Raw genomic sequence first — 16,842 nt, 5'->3', positions numbered from 1 at the left:
TTAATAAAAACATTGTTGAACACATAACCAATAAAGAAATATCATTGAATTACGCTATCTTAAACAACAATAATATCCCCAAGTTGTTGGCTTAGATTATAGAAAATCTGCTAAAAACAACTGTAAACTGCTATTAAAAATTCTTAATAATTAATTTTCTAAAAATATCAATCCATGCTTCTGTCTAACTATTTTTTCGTCCTATATGAACTTCAGATAGAAACACAAGACCTGTATAAAGACAAGAGGTCTACTATTTCTAGCAGACCTCTTTTATTCAAAAAATGATATTCTTAAAACAGCTTCTCAATACTTTGCTCAGCATATCCAGCACTCGCAGTCATTCCTTTACCGCCTATACCAGTGCGCACATGGATACGTGGACTGATATCAACTTCAAGGATATGATCTTTATGTTGTGAATAGAAGCCCGACCAGGAAGAGGCAATCCAATCTTTTTGCATCGGAATAATACGGTTTGCTTCGGCAATCATGAGTTCATTGATATAGGTATCAACCGCAAAGCCCAATTCATCTAATCGATTGCCAGCAGCATATTCATGGGAATCTCCGACAATAATACTACCATCAGTAGCCTGTTTAAATAAAATATGTATTCCATATTTCCGCAATTCATCATAATGCTCGGGTACAGGAATAGCGCCGAATGATGGACAGTATTCTTCAAAACTTTCATAACGGCGAATCGTTAATCCCGTCAGGATATTTCCTGGCAACTGGATCTGATGCAAAGGCTTGGTACGCATCATTTGCAGTTTACTGATTTCTAAACCACTATCATCAAACAAAGAGCGATACAGTATCTTAAATTCGTAACCATTACAAATAATGATTTTCGCTCCCTCGAATACATCCAGACTGCTTGTCGTTAAACGTGCCAGTGCATTGTCATCTTCACAAGCGATAACTGTTGTGTCATATTTCAGCGTATACTTTTCAAATTTTGCTTGCATAAAAATATGCAGCTGACGAATCATTGTTTCGGGCTCAGCACTCAGTTCCTGCTCAAAAACAATAGCCTCTTTGACGTAATCAGCATTCAAGGCAGGATATTTTGCCAGAACTTGTTCTTGGGACCAGAGCGCATGATCATAACCTTTCGTCTGATAATGTGCTGACAGTTCGTGAATAACCTGTACCTCGTCTGCATCCGAAGCGATATAAATACTGCCATTCTTCCGAATGGAAATATTCATTTCCTGCTGAATGGATTGATATATTTCCAATCCCCTTACACCATAATCAAACCACTCGCCCGCCATTCCTGATGGAACAACCTGACCAAAGTTGCGTACAGTAGATCCTACAGGAAAATTATCTTTTTCAAGCTGGAGTACACGCAATCCTTTTTTCAATGCGTGATACGCATGAAAAGTTCCCAGGATACCCCCTCCAACAATAATTAAATCGTATGTATTTGTTTTCATTCTTAAAAATATTAGCGTTAACTTATTTGTACTTCGCCACTGGATGCCTGCCAGGGCTGAACCAATTCATCACCTTTTTTCGTTTTCATCTGCTCTTTCTTACGAACGAAATAAACGAGCGAAAAGATCGCCAGAATAGCGCCTATAATAGAAGCAAGATAGACCAGCTGGATAAAATAGGCTCCCCAGGTGACTGAATTTGGTAAAAATTCTTTATTCATTAAAATCAAAAAGCTTCCTAAATAGCCAACTGAGTCGGCCATATACATGACAAAACCGATATTGCTTTTCATGCGATAGGTTGCGATCATCCGTTCAAAAAATATGGCGTTATAAGGAATATAGGCCATGTAAAGTCCCAAACCTACCAATAACATCCAACTGAGACCGCCGATCCAGTGCATAGTAAATAAATAGGTGGAAATCCCAGCCGTAAGAAACCCCAAAATAATCATATAATGAATCAGTTTAAATGCTTTCAGATTGTCTTTTACCATAATCAGGCAACCTATTAAAATTAAGACAATTAATGCTATTGTTCCATCAACTTTAGCAAAAATTCCAGCCCCTTTCAGATGCAGCATTTGCCAGATTTCTATCTCGAAATTATCCCGCACATCACGTAAGATCGTCAACATCGTATAGATAATAATGGTTAAAATAATGCCCGGCATAAATACTTTAAAAAAATGTTTGCGCATCGTTGCATCCATTGCCACACGTTCGGTCCGCAAACGCTTATCTTGTGCTGTTGGTCCCGGTGCGTTTTCTAAAATCCAAACACAAAGCATAAAGGGTAAGAAAAAAAGCATTCCTGTCAAAAAAGGCATCCAAAACTCATCAACCTGAAATGTAGCCATTAACCAACGACCGACTGTCTTGATAAAACCGGAGGCAAAAATTAGACTCACAGACATGACTGCCCCCATGATTTCTGTATACCGACGTCCTTCGAGGTAACTGAACACCAAGCCCCAGACCATTCCCAACGGAAAACCATTGATAAAAAGAAAAATCACATTCCATGGTTTAGGCACAAGCGCAAAAGCCAACAAACCGGCCCATGAAATACAGATCAATGCGATCAGGTAACGCCCTCTATGACGTTGCTTGCTTTCGGAGATAAATTTAATTCCATAGAATTTTGAAACCAAATAACCCAACATCTGAATAATAACCATACAGACTTTATAATCTATACCTAAAATAGATTCATTCGCAAAAGCCGAAGCGGTAAATGATTTCCGGAATGAATACATACTTGTATAACATAAAAATGCTGTAATAGCCAGTAGAATGGCCACCGAACGCTCATCTAATCCTGCTATACGTCTTTTTATTCGCTGGTTCAAATCCATGATTTAGAGTTGTTGACGGACCTCATTGTCCGCAATCAAAAGTAAATTCTGGAAATTAACACAATACTAAACTTTTGTTAAGTATTTATAAACAAATATAAATAATCAAACCGATATTTGGGGGTAGAAAAAAAAGCATCATTGACTATATCAATGATGCTTCTATGATGCTCTGTTGGAGTGCTGTTAGCGTTTATTGTCAAAAAAATATACAATTAGCATAAGGGCTTTCTCCTTTCCTACATTACGTGGTGTATGCGACAATCGCCCATTAAAGAAAATGGAATCACCTTCTTCCAATCTAATCTTTTGATCCTGAAATACATATTCCACTTGTCCACTGATGATATATTTATATTCATAGGCTTCTGTTTCTACCATCGGGCGCTGCGCATCAGGAAGCAATTCCAGCAGCACAATATCCATGGTAGAACTATCCATTGCAGAGGTATAAATACGTTTATAGTTAAATCCAACAGCATGTTCTTTTTCAAAGGATGTATAGCTATCTTTTTTTCGAACAACTACTGGCCCCGCATCGAGGTCGGAATTAAAGTCTTTGAAGAATTCATTCAGGTCGACATCCAGTGCATTAATGATATTAATCAATACCAGTAACGAAGGTATTGTTCGATTGTTTTCAATCTGTGATATCAGCCCTTTACTTACACCAGCTTTATCAGCAACCTCCTGTATCGTTATCCCCTTCTCCTTGCGGATTTCTTTTATTTTATAACTTATCTTAAATATTGTATTATCTTCCATAATTGGGGTCAAAAATAAACATTATTTTCCCGGTTGGTATGTTAAGTTTTTGTCACTTAATTAATCCATTCGTTACCATTGAATCACTAATCCAATGGTAAATAGCGCACACGCTATATTAATAGGTGGTAACCACAGTTTGGTTATTGATAAACTTTAACCCAGTCCACCCGCATTTCGACAGGTAATTGTTTTGGATCCACTTTTCCCACCCAACTGCCACCAAGCTGTTGGTCTATCAACAGGTAAAAAGGTTGATCATAAGGCCACTGGGATGCATCAACACCACTTATTCGCGGATAAGTGAATGTATCCTCGCCATTGAGCTGAAATACAATTCGATCTGGATACCAGCTAATGCCATAGACATTATATGCTCCAGCATTGACTTTTGCCGTGCCTGAATGCTTGGGATTATCCTTTTGTCCCAAATTCAAGGTGTAATGCGAATGGGTTGTCTGATAAATAATATCATCAAAATTGAGGTGCTCCATGATATCAATTTCACCATTTCGAGGGTATTGACCATATTTATCCAACTCCGCAAGCATCCATATTGCCGGCCAGGATCCTTGAGCACTCCCCAACTTCGCCCTTATTTCAATACGCCCGTATTGAAAGGCAAATTTCCCTTTACTCCATATTCCTCCGGTCAGGAAGGGTTTATCGTTCTTCTGCCGATCAGTGTTATTGATACCTTTCAAAATCAATTCCCCTTTCTCCCAACCAAAACAGGCATCATCCAAACTCATGTGCCGGTTCCAGTCTGCCCCGCCAGCAGGAATCCGGGTCCACTTGGTCGTATCCAACTTGGGTGAATTAAAATTCTCTTCCCACACGAGTTTCCATTTCTTCGTTTCTCGTCCTGGATTCTGTAGGTATACCTGTGGATTTTCCTTTGGATTGTGATGAACACTACAAGCTGATATAAGGATATAAAACAGGCCTGCGCCTAAGATTCGCTTCATTTAGATTAATTATTTTCTATAGTCACTACAAAACTACCCAATTTATTGATAGCGTATTAAATATAAGCCCTTTTTTAAAAAGGAACTAGAATTAATAAAAAAATAGTCTTGGTTAAAACATCGGATGTTCATTTGCAGACTCTTTTGGTACATCTTGTTGTGCATCCCAATGTTCAACAATCTTTCCATTTTCCAACCGGAAGATATCTATTGTAGACTTGAGACTCCCATCAGGCTTTTTATTCTTAATATGGATAAATACCAGATCACCATCCGAGGCAATACGCTGCACATCGATTGTGGTTTTCGGCAGCCCCTCAAACCACTTTGCAGCTGCGGCTTTAAATGCGGCTGCGCCATCGGCTACTTCAGGGTTGTGTTGAATATATTCCGGCGCAATATATCTGTCCACTGCCGACAGATCCTTGTCACCGAACATCTGCTGATAGAAGTCCAATACGATCCGCTTATTCTCTTTATTGATGTCTAACTGGGTCTGATCCTTTTCCCCGGATTTATCATGCTGACTTTTTTGTTGGCATCCAGTAAATAGGAGACATAGTAGTGCCGCCAGTATAGTAAAATTCATGTTTTTTTTCATTGCTTTCAAACCGCTATTTTGTATAAAAAAGAACTTATGACCAACTCTCCCCTCCTTTATGAGTTAATAGGTAAACAACATTTAGCGCAGTATTTTGTTTTAATTACAACCTTCATGAATTCTTAAAAATAAAAAAGATGGCATGATAATTGAAAATACCTCAATAGTATAATATTCAGAAATATACATTTCATAAATTTAGGTTAATAATTGGTTAGGTTAAAAACACCTGAAGTCCCCAACTTCAGGTGTTTTTTTTGCCTAAAGACCTCTCCTTTTTAAAAGTTACCAACAAACTAAAACAAAAAGTTCATTTCCTGTTTTTATTAATCTAGTTCAATGATTTTTTTTGTTAGCTGCCGTAATTTTACATCAGTTAAGAAAATAAAAAACAACAACCATGAACAATAACATATTAGGACTGCATCATATCACAGCGATAGCTGATAACGCAAAACGGAATCTTGATTTTTACACCGGGGTACTGGGGCTTCGTTTGGTAAAGAAAACCGTTAATTTTGACGACCCCGGCACCTATCATTTTTACTTCGGTAATGAGCAGGGAGATCCAGGCACTATACTTACCTTTTTCCCTTGGGAAGGAATTGGTAAAGGTACACAGGGCGCAGGTATGGCTACACATATTGGTTACGCTGTCCCTGAAGGAAGTCTGGGCTTCTGGAAAAACAGGTTAAAAGAACACCAGGTGGCGTTTCAGGAAGACGAAATTTTTGGTGAGAAATTGATTTCATTCACAGATCCTGATGGATTACAAATACAATTTATTGAGCCCTCGGCCAAGGATAATAGAAGTGTATGGACTACAGCGGAAATAAAGGACGAAAACGCATTAAAGGGTTTCCATAATATTACACTTTCTCTAAAGGAAGCTGATCCCACACTAAGAGTTTTGACAGATATCTTGGGCTACGCTATACAGGGACAAGAAAACGGACGTTATAGATTGTCTACTGACAGTATCGAGACCGCTAAATTCGTAGACATTCTTGCAGATCCCAATTTGTCCTTTGGTCGCAATGCCGCTGGCACCAATCATCATGTCGCGTTTCGTGTAAAAGATGATAGTATCCTGATGGACTACCGCGAAAAAGTACTGTCGGCAGGTTTGGATATTACACCAAAGATTAATCGGGACTACTTTTTCTCACTTTACTTCCGTGAACCGGGCGGTGTCTTGTTTGAGATCGCAACAGACAATCCCGGATTTACCATAGACGAACCTTTGGAAAGTCTAGGGACAGCACTCAAGCTGCCAAAACAATACGAGAACCATCGGTCAGAGATCGAAGCATCGTTACCAAAAATAGATTAGGATCAACGTAAGTAATTAAGTACTATTAAATATAGTAAAACTATGGAAAGAACAGAAATTGTACTGGATAAGAATCAGCGTGGCGAACTTCAATTGTTCTCCGATGAGACAAAAGCTGGCCTAATGAGTATAGCCATCATTGATGGAAAATTGGTTGTTTACCACACAGAAGTTGACGAAGCCTTTGAAGGCAGAGGATTCGCAAAAATACTGTTGGAAAAACTGGTCTCTTATGCTCGGGAAAATACCATGAAGATTGTCCCACTATGTCCTTATGTAAATGCGCAATTCCATCGTCATCCCGACATCTATGACGATGTATGGTTTAAGAAAACAGTATAGGAAAAACTATAATGAGTCACTCAAGTAATATTAAAACAGCTGGACACAGTTTAGAAAACACAGAAAAAGCATTGATCATGATTCATGGCCGTGGCGGGAATGCAACGGATATCCTGAGCATGTCTGCTTATCTGAATGTGGGGGATTACGCACTATTGGCACCGCAGGCCGACAATTACACCTGGTATCCACATTCATTTATGGCACCTGAGCAAAGTAATGAACCCTGGTTAAGTTCGGCAATTCAAGTCATTGAAAATACGATACAACTTGCTTTGGATAAGGGGATCAAGGCTGAAAACCTCTATTTCTTCGGATTCTCTCAAGGAGCTTGCCTTACACTTGAATTTCTGGCACAACATGCCAAACGTTATGGTGGCGCTGTCGCTATTATTGGCGGACTTATTGGCGAAGAGATAGATTTAAGCAAGTATAGCGGAGATTTTATGCAAACACCGATATTTATCGGTACAAGTGATCCAGATTTTCATGTTCCGCTGGAACGCGTCAATGCTACGGTGAAAATTTTGGAGGCCCAAAATGCGAATGTTAAACTAGCCGTTTATCCAAATTTCGGTCATTCCATTAATCAGGAAGAGATTACGATTGCCAACCAGTTTATCTTTCGTTAGGCGTCCGCAAAAGCTGCACAATCAATAGTAAGGCTATCAGTTAGCCCCTTGACGTAAAAGCGATGTATATGCTGACTTTGAGCTGCGTTAATTTTGACAGCTCAAAGTCAGCATATTTTTTTTAAAGCCATCGGATCTCGATTGGTTGCGGCCTCGATAGCAGGTCTTATCACCAGCTATCAAACCTTGGGGTATTTATACCCATTATGATATACTGAGGCTAGATATTTATTTGCTTTTTCGTCATTAAAATGCTGTTTTTCCTTATTCCAGTACAGCTTCTGCCCGGTTCTATAGGCAATATTCCCCATCTGCGAAAAAATAGCAATATGTGCACCGGCTTCTAGCGGGGCATGCAGCAGCTGTGGATTTTTTTGTCGAATAGCATCTACGAAGTTTGCCATATGTTTCTCCAGTCCATTGTCGACGGATGGTCGCAATGCAACGGCCTCCATCCTTCCCTTCTCGGGTATGACTTCCCAACCATTACGGTTTAAGACTAAGGTTCCATTATTTCCAATAAAGGCAACACCATGGTTACGATTGTAAGGTCCTAAATCTATTCCTTTGGCATGTTCCCACTGGATATTGAAGTTGTCAAACTCGTAGACAGCAGTCATGGTATCCGGTGTTTCCCCCGCATCATCCGGGAAGGCAAATTTTCCACCCGAAGCCATAACGGATTTTGGATCAGAGACTTTCATACCCAGCAAAGCATAATCGAGCATATGTACGCCCCAGTCTGTCATCAGACCGCCTGCATAATCCCAAAACCACCTGAAATTAAAATGAAAATGATTGCTATTAAAAGGTCTTTTTGTAGCTGGACCCAACCAGTCCATGTAATGTACTCCCGCAGGAATAGGTTCATCCGGTTGAATAGGAATACTGTTTTTCCAGCCCAGGTAGGACCAGGCCTTTACCAAACGTATTTTCCCAAGCTTACCTGAATGTACAAAATCAATCGCATCTTTAAAATGCTGTTGGCTCCGCTGCCATTGACCTACCTGAACTATTGCATTACTTTTCTTTGCAGCCGCTAGCATGAACTGGCATTCCTGAATAGAATTACCGATAGGCTTTTCGATATAAACGTGCTTCCTCGCCTTCACTGCATCTATCATTTGTAGGCAATGCCAATGATCAGGGGTTCCGATAATCACCGCATCCACATCCGAACTGCTCAACATCTTTTTATAGTCAACATAGCTGGACACTTTGATATTTCTCTCCTGAAGTTCTTTCACCCTTTTGTTCAAGATATTTTCATCAACATCACAAAGTGCAGTACAGATTACCCCTTGTTGCTTTAACAAAGCATTCAGGTCAGACCAGCCCATACCATTAACACCGATCACCCCTACTCGAATTGGCTGCTCAAACAGACCGGATGCCTGACTTTTACCTATGAATGATGCTGCGGCTAAAATACTGGAAGTCCGGATAAAGTCTTTTCTATTCATCATATGTTGGTTTATATGCTTTTGGTTTAAGTTTTCGATGAAAATACAAAATTCAATTTAAGCCCTTACCAAAATCATTGTAAAATATATATCGACATAAACACCAATCAAGATGTTCATCACAGCAGAGGATCTGCTACTCGTTCGTATTTCTATTGATTCCTGATACGCATCCAGATTCATCTGTTACAGAGCCACATTAAAGACACTTCACTAACTGGCTTTCAACATGATAGAAAAACAGACCCTATACGCTTTGAGGGTTGATTATCATTAAATAAATGTTAAGAAAGAAAAAAAACTTTGTTATTTCAACGAAAAATAAAAGATTAATCATTTATTATCCCTACCTTGCAGGACTTAATTAAAAATAATGAATACAGGTAAAATTAAATTTTTCAATGAAACTAAAGGTTTTGGTTTTATTACACCAGAGGATGGTAGCGCAGACGTTTTCGTACACGTTTCTGCTCTTAAGAACCAAGTATCTGAAGGCGACGTTGTAACTTATGATGTAGAAAGAACTCCAAAAGGAATCAACGCTACAAACGTAAAATTGGCGTAATCCAAAAAATACACTTTCTTGTTAATGGGGTAATTCATAATGATTTATCCCATTTCTTTTTCGTATTCTTCCCTTGTTATTTTCAATACACTTATTCATATTCAGGCGACACAACGATACCCCTAATCAATCATTGAATAGGATTGAGACAACATAAAGGGTTTTAGTTTAAGCTTATTTTCCTAGTTATATTTTAATGGAATTCAAACAACTCAATTTAATTTCTCCTCTTCTCAAAGCAATCTCAGAAACAGGATATACAACACCCACTGCAATCCAACAAAAAGCTATCCCCGTTATATTAAGCGGTCAGGATCTTATTGGTTGCGCACAAACGGGTACCGGAAAGACGGCAGCCTTCGCTTTACCTTTGCTACAGCGTTTGTCTGAGCACAATGGACATGGTAAAACGATGCCTATCCGCGCCTTAATCCTCACACCAACACGTGAACTTGCGATACAGATCGGTGAGAATATAAATTTATATCGCAAACATCTTAAACTAAATTATTGCACCATTTTTGGCGGCGTCAATCAAGACAGACAAGTCAAAGAAATAAAAAAAGGTGTGGATATTTTAGTTGCTACACCGGGTCGTCTATTGGACCTGATGAATCAGAAATTGGTTTTTCTGGATAAAATTGAAGTCTTGATCCTTGATGAAGCTGACAATATGCTCGACATGGGCTTCATCCACGATATCAAAAAGATCTTGGCGAAAGTACCAGAGAAAAGACAGACCCTGTTTTTCTCAGCAACGATGCCGCCCAATATCCGCAAATTTGCGCATGGTATACTCCACAAGCCTGTTGAAGTAGACGTAACTCCAGTGAGTTCAACTGCTGAAAAAGTAAATCAATCGGTTTATTTTATAGAGAAAAAAGAGAAAATAAAACTACTCACAAACCTGCTTAAGCAATTTAAGCAAGACCGTACGATTGTATTTTCCCGTACAAAACATGGGGCGGATAAAATTGTTAAATTATTGGCAAAGAATGGCCTTCGTGCTGCAGCAATTCACGGTAATAAATCACAAAATGCAAGACAAAAGGCATTGGGTGAATTTAAAGAAAACCGTCTAAAAATTCTGATCGCTACCGATATCGCCGCACGCGGAATAGATATTGAACAGTTACCTATGGTCATCAATTACGACTTACCGAATGTACCAGAAACTTACGTACACCGCATTGGTCGGACAGGTAGAGCGGGTTTAGAGGGTAATGCCATCTCCTTCTGTGATGTGGAAGAAAGACCTTATTTAAGTGATATTGAAAAATTGATCGGATTAAAAATCAAAGTGAATAAGGTAGGGAAATAACTTCCAGCCTTATTATATACAAAACGCGCCGCAACTAAATAGTTGCGGCGCGTTTTGTATAATCCCTTATTTTTTTCGGTCTGCAAGCAGCAAAGTGGATGGTGTAAGATGGAGCCAGTCCATCTTTTTATTGACAATTTTATGCCAGCAAGGCAAACTAATGAGCATCAGATCTTGCTGCGCCCATAAGTCACCATCAAGATTCTTCTCCTCCATTATCGTCAAATGATTGGGTACAAGTTGCTCCAGGTGTCTTAATTTCTCCCGAAAGCTTTCATGTGTACGTAAGATGTGATCAAAATCCCATACCATCACCTGGGCGTCCGAATGATGAATTAATCGCTGTATGACTGCGCAGAGGAATTCATCATTTTTCAATAGTATCGGAACAATAATACGACGGGCCTTGACAAAGTTTTTGTCAATCAAAATTCCCACCATCGCGTTGACTTTGGCATTGATCTGTTGATTTCTGTCAAAGGTAGCAAACGGTGATTCGGCATTTGTGACCGTATGAAACAATTTCTCTGGATTGATAATGCGTGAGGTGAAATCCAGGAAGCGTCCCAAAAGACTACCTTCATAGATGGATTCACTGACACCTAACAACAGCAGATCTTGACTTTGTTCATTTGAGGTCTGCACAATTTCACTGTCAATGTCGCTGGAAATTTTGAAAATCGTCTGAATAGGTTGCTCCAAATCCTGTGCAACCCGCTTTATTTCCCGAAAACTATCCTGCTCCTGGGTTTCTACTTCATAATGATGAAGCTCATTGGACGGTTCGATATGCAATGCCGTAATTTCCGCCGTATTTTTTGATTTTAATGTAAGCGCATCTGCGAGATGAAGTAATGAAATCCCGGTATTGCTTTTGGCAAATGACAGGAGGATTTTAAATTTCGATTTATTCTGGATTTCTTCCTGTAACGAACGTTTCTTGGGACGGTATAGATAATTGATCAAGTCCAACGAAGGACCGGTCATAAAGGTGGTGATCAATGCCATCACAACCATCATAGAGAATAACTCAGCACTTAATACACCTAGATCGTAACCGATGTTCAATACAATCAGTTCCATCAGTCCCCTGGTATTCATCAATGCACCTATACTCAAGCTATCCTTCCAGCTTTGTCCAACAAAGCGGGCGGCCAATGCGCTACCGACAAACTTCCCGATTACGGCAACCAAAATAATCGCAATGGTGATCATCCATAGTTGTGGATCATTCAATAGACCGATCTGTGTACGCAACCCTGTGTACACGAAAAATAACGGTAATAATAATAAGGTGGATACATCTTCGATTTTTTCGATAAATGCTGTACGGAAACGGCTGCTTTCGGGCATAATCGCTCCGGCCATAAAAGCACCAAACAAAGCATGTATGCCGATTACTTCGGTTGCGTAAGCAGACAATAAAAGGACGATAAAAAATATCGCAACAACAGGTTTGTTCAGTCCCTCACGTGTTCCCTTCACCTCCCCCACGCGCATCAGAAAGGGCCGTACAATTTTGATCATCAGCAGTACATAAGCAATAGCAAGCGCGATCGTATACAAAGCACTCGCAAAATCGCCGGCCTTCACAATCGCAATCACCACAGCCAAAATACACCAGGCTGTAATATCATCGGCTGCAGCGCAGGTAATGACCATCGACCCAAGTTTACTTTTCTGCAGTCCGCGCTCCTGTACGATCCTTGCCAGGACCGGAAAAGCAGTAATGCTCATCGAAATACCGATAAACAAACTATAGGACAAAAACTCCACATTTGCTGGTGGATGGTACGAGTATAAGAAGTAAGCTAAGGAAATTCCCAATGTAAACGGTATAACGATACTCGCGTGTGAAATCACCACAGCATCGTGTGCTTTATTTCGCAGCACATTAAGGTCCAGCTCCATTCCGATGATAAACATAAATAAGATTAAGCCGATCTGGCTCAGAAACTGTAGGTTGCTCAGGGATTCAACAGGAAACAGCGTATGGGAGAATTCAGGAAAATAAAGTCCCAATAAAGAAGGCCCCAATATAATACCGGCAAGCATTTCACCTATCACAACGGGTTGCTTAATCTTGATGCATATCCACCCCATTACCCGGGCAGCAATAATGATCGTCAAAATCTGTGCTAGCAATATAGCCAATGGATGTTGAAGACTATGTAATAAGGTCGATTTAAAATCCTGCCAAGCACCCTGACTTATCTTATCGCCACGGAGCATCTCCTGGCTTTGCAATTGTGCTCCCAAATGGACAACCCAGTACATCACTACCAGCAGCGTACCAATTAAGGTCACATAAAAAATCGTATTCTTGTATTTCTTCATCTTTTTTCGCTTTAAATAACATCAGGTGATAACAGCATGTAAAAGTCTATCCCAAAGTCGTCAATGCATCACTTTTGGGAAGATAACTACAACAAAAATAGAATTCTACATGAGTTTTAAACCTTAGCAGGCAGGAAGAACAGGAAAATATGTAATGAACTCCTCTAATTTTGTAATCAAGCAAATTTTTCGAGGAATGATTTTTTATAAGACTCCCCCAAGCTAAAAAGAATAGCTGCATCCTGCTCATCGACCAGACTGCTGGTGATCACATCAGCTGAAAAGAATTTCACAATTTTCAGCGCGATAATTTCCTTTTTGTTGATACGGATAAAATCCTGTTCCGGCAACAGCGTGAGTAACCTATCGAAGCTGATATTTTTCAATAAAATGGTAGATCCATCCCCGAGGAATACCGTCTTGTCACGGCTATCGACTTCTGCGATCTGGATGTAGTCAATCTGACTGAAGTAAAGTATTGCCTTACCCTTATTGGTATTGAATTGAGCAAAGGGAGAAGACTCCGCTGGCCGGCTATTGATGACCTGTGCTACTTTCAATACCGCTTGCTGTAAACGTGACAGCGATATTGGCTTACGCATGTAATCCACCGCATTGATATCAAAAGCATCGCTGGCATATTGTTTATAGGCCGTGGAGAAAACGATGGGATAGTCTTCCAATTCCTTAGCAACATCAAAGCCATTAAACTGAGGCATTTCAATATCCAAAATACAGAAATCAAAGTTTAAACTTTTATACTCTTTAAGTAAAACGACTGGATCATTAAATGCTTTAACCACTTCCAGATCCGGAATTTGTTCACAAAGCATCTTCAAAAACCGTAAGCTCGGCAGCTCATCATCCAGTAAAATGCATTTCAGCGTTTTTTCAATTCTCATACAATCGGATCTGAAGGTAAGCGTTATAGACATCATGTTCTACAAAGCGTTTTAATTCATGTCTATCTGGATAATATAGCATCAGCCGTTCCTCCAAAGTCTTACTTCCTATTCCACCTTTGGTTTTATACAAGGGTGAGCGCTTTGATATTTTATTGCTGACAGTCAATTCCAGCAGACCATTGCGAAGGGTAAGTACAATTGAAATAAAGGAGTCAGGATGGTGAAAATCCGCATGCTTAAATGCATTTTCGATGAGGTCTACAGTCATCAATGGCACCAGTGAAGGGCGTTCCAATAATGATTCGTTCAATTCATCAATATCAAATTTAACCCGCATGTCAAACAAGGGACTCAACTTAACCTTATTAACTTCAATTAAATTACGGGCAAACTCGATCTCCGCTTTTGGAGATACCATCTCCTCCTCACTTTCATATAATACGTAATCCAATACCATAGCCAGCTTATCCATCGTATAGTAGGTTTGATAGGCGTGAGAAAGGATACCATTGAGCGAATTTTTCAGCAAATGTGGGTTTAATCGATTGCGATGCACATGATCCATCTGCTCGTTATCCATCCGTTTAAAAAGTTCCTGATGTCGTCGTTCTTCCACCCTGAGCTTTTTGTATTTCCGTATTAATAATACATACGAAATCAACAAGGCAACGACTGCTACAAGCAGCAATACGATAATTATATTGGAAAGTTCAGTAGTCATGATTCCGCTCAAACTTAATTAAAATTTCATTAGTAATGAAAAATGAAACAAGATCTAAGTGATCTTCGCTCTATTAACTGCTGGCTTTTTTCACGCAAGTTCTGCTTAAATCCGTTAAGAAGATTCGCTTATTCGAGACTGGCTTAAACCCGCCTTTCACGCGACAATACCGCTCAAAACGCAGAACAAAAAATGCTATTCATTAACTACAAAATTTGCAGGTATTGATTACAAAAATTAACAGTTTCATTACAATTTAGTCACTTTAAACTATTAATTTCAGATTATTCTTCTTATATTGAGAGTATTGTAATTAGCCGATCAAATGATTGTCTACGCTATTTTGGTTAAACCTGCCTGATTTGTTCTAATCGGGCCTAATATGAAACACGATGGAAAAGCTCATTTTCGAAACTAATGCACAACATCCCAGTCTTGTAGACAAGATCAAACAAGCTGTTGAAAAATTAAATGGTATCCATGAATGGAAAATAGATCTGGATTCTATTTACAACCTGTTAACCATTGAAGGCATCCGACTCAATCCGACTGAGATAGAGTCTGAACTTGCACTTCATGGCGTTGAGGCAAGTCGCCTTTATGAGGAATAACCTCAATCAATGTTCTGGCACATTGTCATCAACCAAACAATAGGCTTCGTCCAGATAAGTACTTACTTTTAGATAAATACTTATCTGGACAAAGCATTATAGTTTTTTTATAATCATTCCCGAAGCACCACCACCACCGTTGCAAATTGCAGCAAGTCCTATTGTCCCGCCTTCCTGTTGTAAAATGCTCGTCAAGGTGACAACTATTCTCGCTCCAGAACAACCCAATGGATGACCGAGCGAAACTGCTCCCCCATAAATATTCACCTTACGCATTGGAATATCTAAAATTTTCGCGTTTGCGAGTGCTACAACAGAGAAAGCTTCGTTAAATTCAAAATAGTCAATATCATCTTTCGTTAGTCCAGCCTTTTTCAAGACCTTTTCCGTTACAATAGCGGGACTTGTCGTAAACCATTCTGGCGCTTGTTCTGCATCAGCGTAGGCTATGATTTCAGCTAATGGTTGTAACCCCAGTTCCTTCACCTTCTCAGCACTCATTAATAATAGCGCAGCCGCCCCATCGCTTAATGTCGATGCATTTGCAGCCGTTACTGTTCCATCTTTCTTAAAAGCGGGTTTTAATTCGGGGATTTTATCAAAATTGACCTGTGAAAATTCCTCATCCCTGGAGATTATCTGCTCGCCCTTGCGTCCTTGGATAGCGACGGGACTGACCTCCTTGATGAATTTATTCTTCTGCCAAGCTTCCAAGCTTCGTTTATAGGAATTAATGGCATAATCATCCTGTTCGGCCCGACCAACACCATATTTCTCGGCACATAATTCAGCAAAATTACCCATTGGTTCATTTGAATAGGCATCACTTAAACCGTCCCGTTGCAAGCCATCGACGAAACTCTGTCCACCGAACTTGGCACCCCAACGCATTGTGTTCGCATAATACGGAACCCTACTCATGTTTTCCATACCTCCGGCAATGATCACATCGGCATCCCCCAACAAAATAGATTGTGCAGCCAAAGCGATAGCTTTCATTCCACTGGCACAGACCTTATTTATTGTAGTCGCTGTTACTTGATCAGGTAAGCCGGCAAGCCGTGCAACCTGACGGGCGGGAGCTTGGCCCAAATCGGCTTGCAGAACGCTACCGATCAGAATTTCATCTACTTGATCTGCAGCAATCCCAGTCTCATCCAATACAGCACGGACAGCATGAGCGCCCAGCGCTGTCGCCGCAACCGATGATAATCCACCTCCAAAACTTCCTATTGGTGTACGCTTTGCCGCAACGATAAATACACTTTTTGACATGTTATTCTGTTTATAATTGTTTTTCCTTGAATTCAATAGGCATGCTACCCGATTCACCTGAGGATTTATCAGCCAAAACTGGTATCATTCCTTTCCTAAAGATAAAAAATATAACACAAACAAGCGAGCCCTCTTATTTTATTTTTTAGGCCAAAACAAAATAAATAGAAAAAAAACAGAGCAAAAAGTTCCCTACA

At 39.8% G+C, this 16,842-nt stretch carries 16 protein-coding genes; 6 read left to right on the top strand and 10 right to left on the bottom strand.

What is annotated here, in order from left to right; translation table 11 throughout:
• Positions 1–293: 293 nt before the first annotated feature.
• The 5 genes from AC07UV_RS06865 to AC07UV_RS06845 form a co-directional block, all read right to left on the bottom strand.
• Entirely contained in the window at positions 294–1,448 is a 1,155-nt protein-coding gene (locus tag AC07UV_RS06865; RefSeq protein WP_495183146.1) for a TIGR03364 family FAD-dependent oxidoreductase, read from the bottom strand.
• 17 nt (positions 1,449–1,465) lie between these two features.
• Entirely contained in the window at positions 1,466–2,806 is a 1,341-nt protein-coding gene (locus AC07UV_RS06860; protein ID WP_282255140.1) for a DUF5690 family protein, read from the bottom strand.
• A 186-nt stretch (positions 2,807–2,992) separates the two neighbouring features.
• Positions 2,993–3,571, bottom strand: a complete 579-nt coding sequence (locus tag AC07UV_RS06855; protein WP_282255141.1) for a helix-turn-helix domain-containing protein — start codon at positions 3,569–3,571, stop codon at positions 2,993–2,995.
• 143 nt (positions 3,572–3,714) lie between these two features.
• A complete protein-coding gene (locus tag AC07UV_RS06850) occupies positions 3,715–4,539 on the bottom strand; it encodes a glycoside hydrolase family 16 protein (protein ID WP_495183145.1) in 825 nt (274 codons plus the stop codon).
• Positions 4,540–4,651: 112 nt separating this feature from the next.
• Positions 4,652–5,128 carry a nuclear transport factor 2 family protein gene (locus tag AC07UV_RS06845; RefSeq protein WP_495183144.1) on the bottom strand — a complete coding sequence of 159 codons (477 nt, stop codon included), beginning with the start codon at positions 5,126–5,128 and terminating at the stop codon, positions 4,652–4,654.
• A gap of 412 nt (positions 5,129–5,540) precedes the next feature.
• Here AC07UV_RS06845 and AC07UV_RS06840 point away from each other — a divergent pair, with 412 nt between their 5' ends.
• From AC07UV_RS06840 to AC07UV_RS06830, 3 genes are read left to right on the top strand one after another with little or no spacing between them, the layout of a single operon-like run.
• A complete protein-coding gene (locus AC07UV_RS06840) occupies positions 5,541–6,473 on the top strand; it encodes a ring-cleaving dioxygenase (protein ID WP_495183143.1) in 933 nt (310 codons plus the stop codon).
• Positions 6,474–6,515: 42 nt separating this feature from the next.
• Entirely contained in the window at positions 6,516–6,815 is a 300-nt protein-coding gene (locus tag AC07UV_RS06835) for a GNAT family N-acetyltransferase (protein ID WP_120258127.1), read from the top strand.
• Between the two features lie 11 nt (positions 6,816–6,826).
• On the top strand, positions 6,827–7,447 hold the full coding sequence (locus AC07UV_RS06830) for an alpha/beta hydrolase (RefSeq protein WP_495183142.1): 621 nt from the start codon (positions 6,827–6,829) through the stop codon (positions 7,445–7,447).
• Between the two features lie 179 nt (positions 7,448–7,626).
• Here AC07UV_RS06830 and AC07UV_RS06825 read toward each other — a convergent pair whose 3' ends face one another.
• Positions 7,627–8,913, bottom strand: a complete 1,287-nt coding sequence (locus AC07UV_RS06825; RefSeq protein ID WP_495183141.1) for a Gfo/Idh/MocA family protein — start codon at positions 8,911–8,913, stop codon at positions 7,627–7,629.
• 370 nt (positions 8,914–9,283) lie between these two features.
• Here AC07UV_RS06825 and AC07UV_RS06820 point away from each other — a divergent pair, with 370 nt between their 5' ends.
• Both AC07UV_RS06820 and AC07UV_RS06815 read left to right on the top strand, forming a co-directional pair.
• Positions 9,284–9,475, top strand: coding sequence for a cold-shock protein (locus tag AC07UV_RS06820; protein ID WP_077434921.1), 192 nt, complete (start codon positions 9,284–9,286; stop codon positions 9,473–9,475).
• A 196-nt stretch (positions 9,476–9,671) separates the two neighbouring features.
• Positions 9,672–10,796: a DEAD/DEAH box helicase gene (locus tag AC07UV_RS06815; RefSeq protein WP_282255147.1), complete on the top strand. Its 1,125-nt coding sequence runs from the start codon at positions 9,672–9,674 to the stop codon at positions 10,794–10,796.
• A 66-nt stretch (positions 10,797–10,862) separates the two neighbouring features.
• Here AC07UV_RS06815 and AC07UV_RS06810 read toward each other — a convergent pair whose 3' ends face one another.
• The 3 genes from AC07UV_RS06810 to AC07UV_RS06800 all read right to left on the bottom strand — a co-directional run bounded on the left by AC07UV_RS06810 (position 10,863) and on the right by AC07UV_RS06800 (position 14,759).
• Complete coding sequence (locus tag AC07UV_RS06810) at positions 10,863–13,133, bottom strand: cation:proton antiporter (protein ID WP_495183140.1); 2,271 nt, start codon at positions 13,131–13,133, stop codon at positions 10,863–10,865.
• A 176-nt stretch (positions 13,134–13,309) separates the two neighbouring features.
• Positions 13,310–14,035, bottom strand: a complete 726-nt coding sequence (locus tag AC07UV_RS06805; protein WP_282255149.1) for a LytR/AlgR family response regulator transcription factor — start codon at positions 14,033–14,035, stop codon at positions 13,310–13,312.
• Complete coding sequence (locus AC07UV_RS06800; protein WP_495183139.1) at positions 14,025–14,759, bottom strand: histidine kinase; 735 nt, start codon at positions 14,757–14,759, stop codon at positions 14,025–14,027. Before AC07UV_RS06800 ends, AC07UV_RS06805 begins: the two co-directional genes overlap by 11 nt.
• Before the next feature lie 392 nt (positions 14,760–15,151).
• Here AC07UV_RS06800 and AC07UV_RS06795 point away from each other — a divergent pair, with 392 nt between their 5' ends.
• Complete coding sequence (locus AC07UV_RS06795) at positions 15,152–15,370, top strand: hypothetical protein (RefSeq protein WP_046672939.1); 219 nt, start codon at positions 15,152–15,154, stop codon at positions 15,368–15,370.
• A 96-nt stretch (positions 15,371–15,466) separates the two neighbouring features.
• Here AC07UV_RS06795 and AC07UV_RS06790 read toward each other — a convergent pair whose 3' ends face one another.
• Positions 15,467–16,645 carry a thiolase family protein gene (locus AC07UV_RS06790; RefSeq protein WP_495183138.1) on the bottom strand — a complete coding sequence of 393 codons (1,179 nt, stop codon included), beginning with the start codon at positions 16,643–16,645 and terminating at the stop codon, positions 15,467–15,469.
• Between the last annotated feature and the right edge of the window lie 197 nt (positions 16,646–16,842).

This window comes from Sphingobacterium sp. GW821-FHT03E03 (assembly GCF_059420745.1).
Note: the sequence above shows the minus strand (reverse complement) of the source record. Positions and strands in the feature narration are given on the sequence as shown.

Excerpts from the sequence above, each read along its gene's own strand:
- AC07UV_RS06850 (WP_495183145.1), bottom strand. The coding sequence starts at position 4,539 with ATGAAGCGAATCTTAGGCGCAGGCCTGTTTTATATCCTTATATCAGCT.
- AC07UV_RS06815 (WP_282255147.1), top strand. The coding sequence starts at position 9,672 with ATGGAATTCAAACAACTCAATTTAATTTCTCCTCTTCTCAAAGCAATC.
- AC07UV_RS06805 (WP_282255149.1), bottom strand. The coding sequence starts at position 14,035 with ATGAGAATTGAAAAAACGCTGAAATGCATTTTACTGGATGATGAGCTG.
- AC07UV_RS06860 (WP_282255140.1), bottom strand. The coding sequence starts at position 2,806 with ATGGATTTGAACCAGCGAATAAAAAGACGTATAGCAGGATTAGATGAG.
- AC07UV_RS06830 (WP_495183142.1), top strand. The coding sequence starts at position 6,827 with ATGAGTCACTCAAGTAATATTAAAACAGCTGGACACAGTTTAGAAAAC.
- AC07UV_RS06835 (WP_120258127.1), top strand. The coding sequence starts at position 6,516 with ATGGAAAGAACAGAAATTGTACTGGATAAGAATCAGCGTGGCGAACTT.
- AC07UV_RS06790 (WP_495183138.1), bottom strand. The coding sequence starts at position 16,645 with ATGTCAAAAAGTGTATTTATCGTTGCGGCAAAGCGTACACCAATAGGA.
- AC07UV_RS06840 (WP_495183143.1), top strand. The coding sequence starts at position 5,541 with ATGAACAATAACATATTAGGACTGCATCATATCACAGCGATAGCTGAT.
- AC07UV_RS06810 (WP_495183140.1), bottom strand. The coding sequence starts at position 13,133 with ATGAAGAAATACAAGAATACGATTTTTTATGTGACCTTAATTGGTACG.
- AC07UV_RS06825 (WP_495183141.1), bottom strand. The coding sequence starts at position 8,913 with ATGATGAATAGAAAAGACTTTATCCGGACTTCCAGTATTTTAGCCGCA.
- AC07UV_RS06855 (WP_282255141.1), bottom strand. The coding sequence starts at position 3,571 with ATGGAAGATAATACAATATTTAAGATAAGTTATAAAATAAAAGAAATC.
- AC07UV_RS06795 (WP_046672939.1), top strand. The coding sequence starts at position 15,152 with ATGGAAAAGCTCATTTTCGAAACTAATGCACAACATCCCAGTCTTGTA.
- AC07UV_RS06845 (WP_495183144.1), bottom strand. The coding sequence starts at position 5,128 with ATGAATTTTACTATACTGGCGGCACTACTATGTCTCCTATTTACTGGA.
- AC07UV_RS06820 (WP_077434921.1), top strand. The coding sequence starts at position 9,284 with ATGAATACAGGTAAAATTAAATTTTTCAATGAAACTAAAGGTTTTGGT.
- AC07UV_RS06865 (WP_495183146.1), bottom strand. The coding sequence starts at position 1,448 with ATGAAAACAAATACATACGATTTAATTATTGTTGGAGGGGGTATCCTG.
- AC07UV_RS06800 (WP_495183139.1), bottom strand. The coding sequence starts at position 14,759 with ATGACTACTGAACTTTCCAATATAATTATCGTATTGCTGCTTGTAGCA.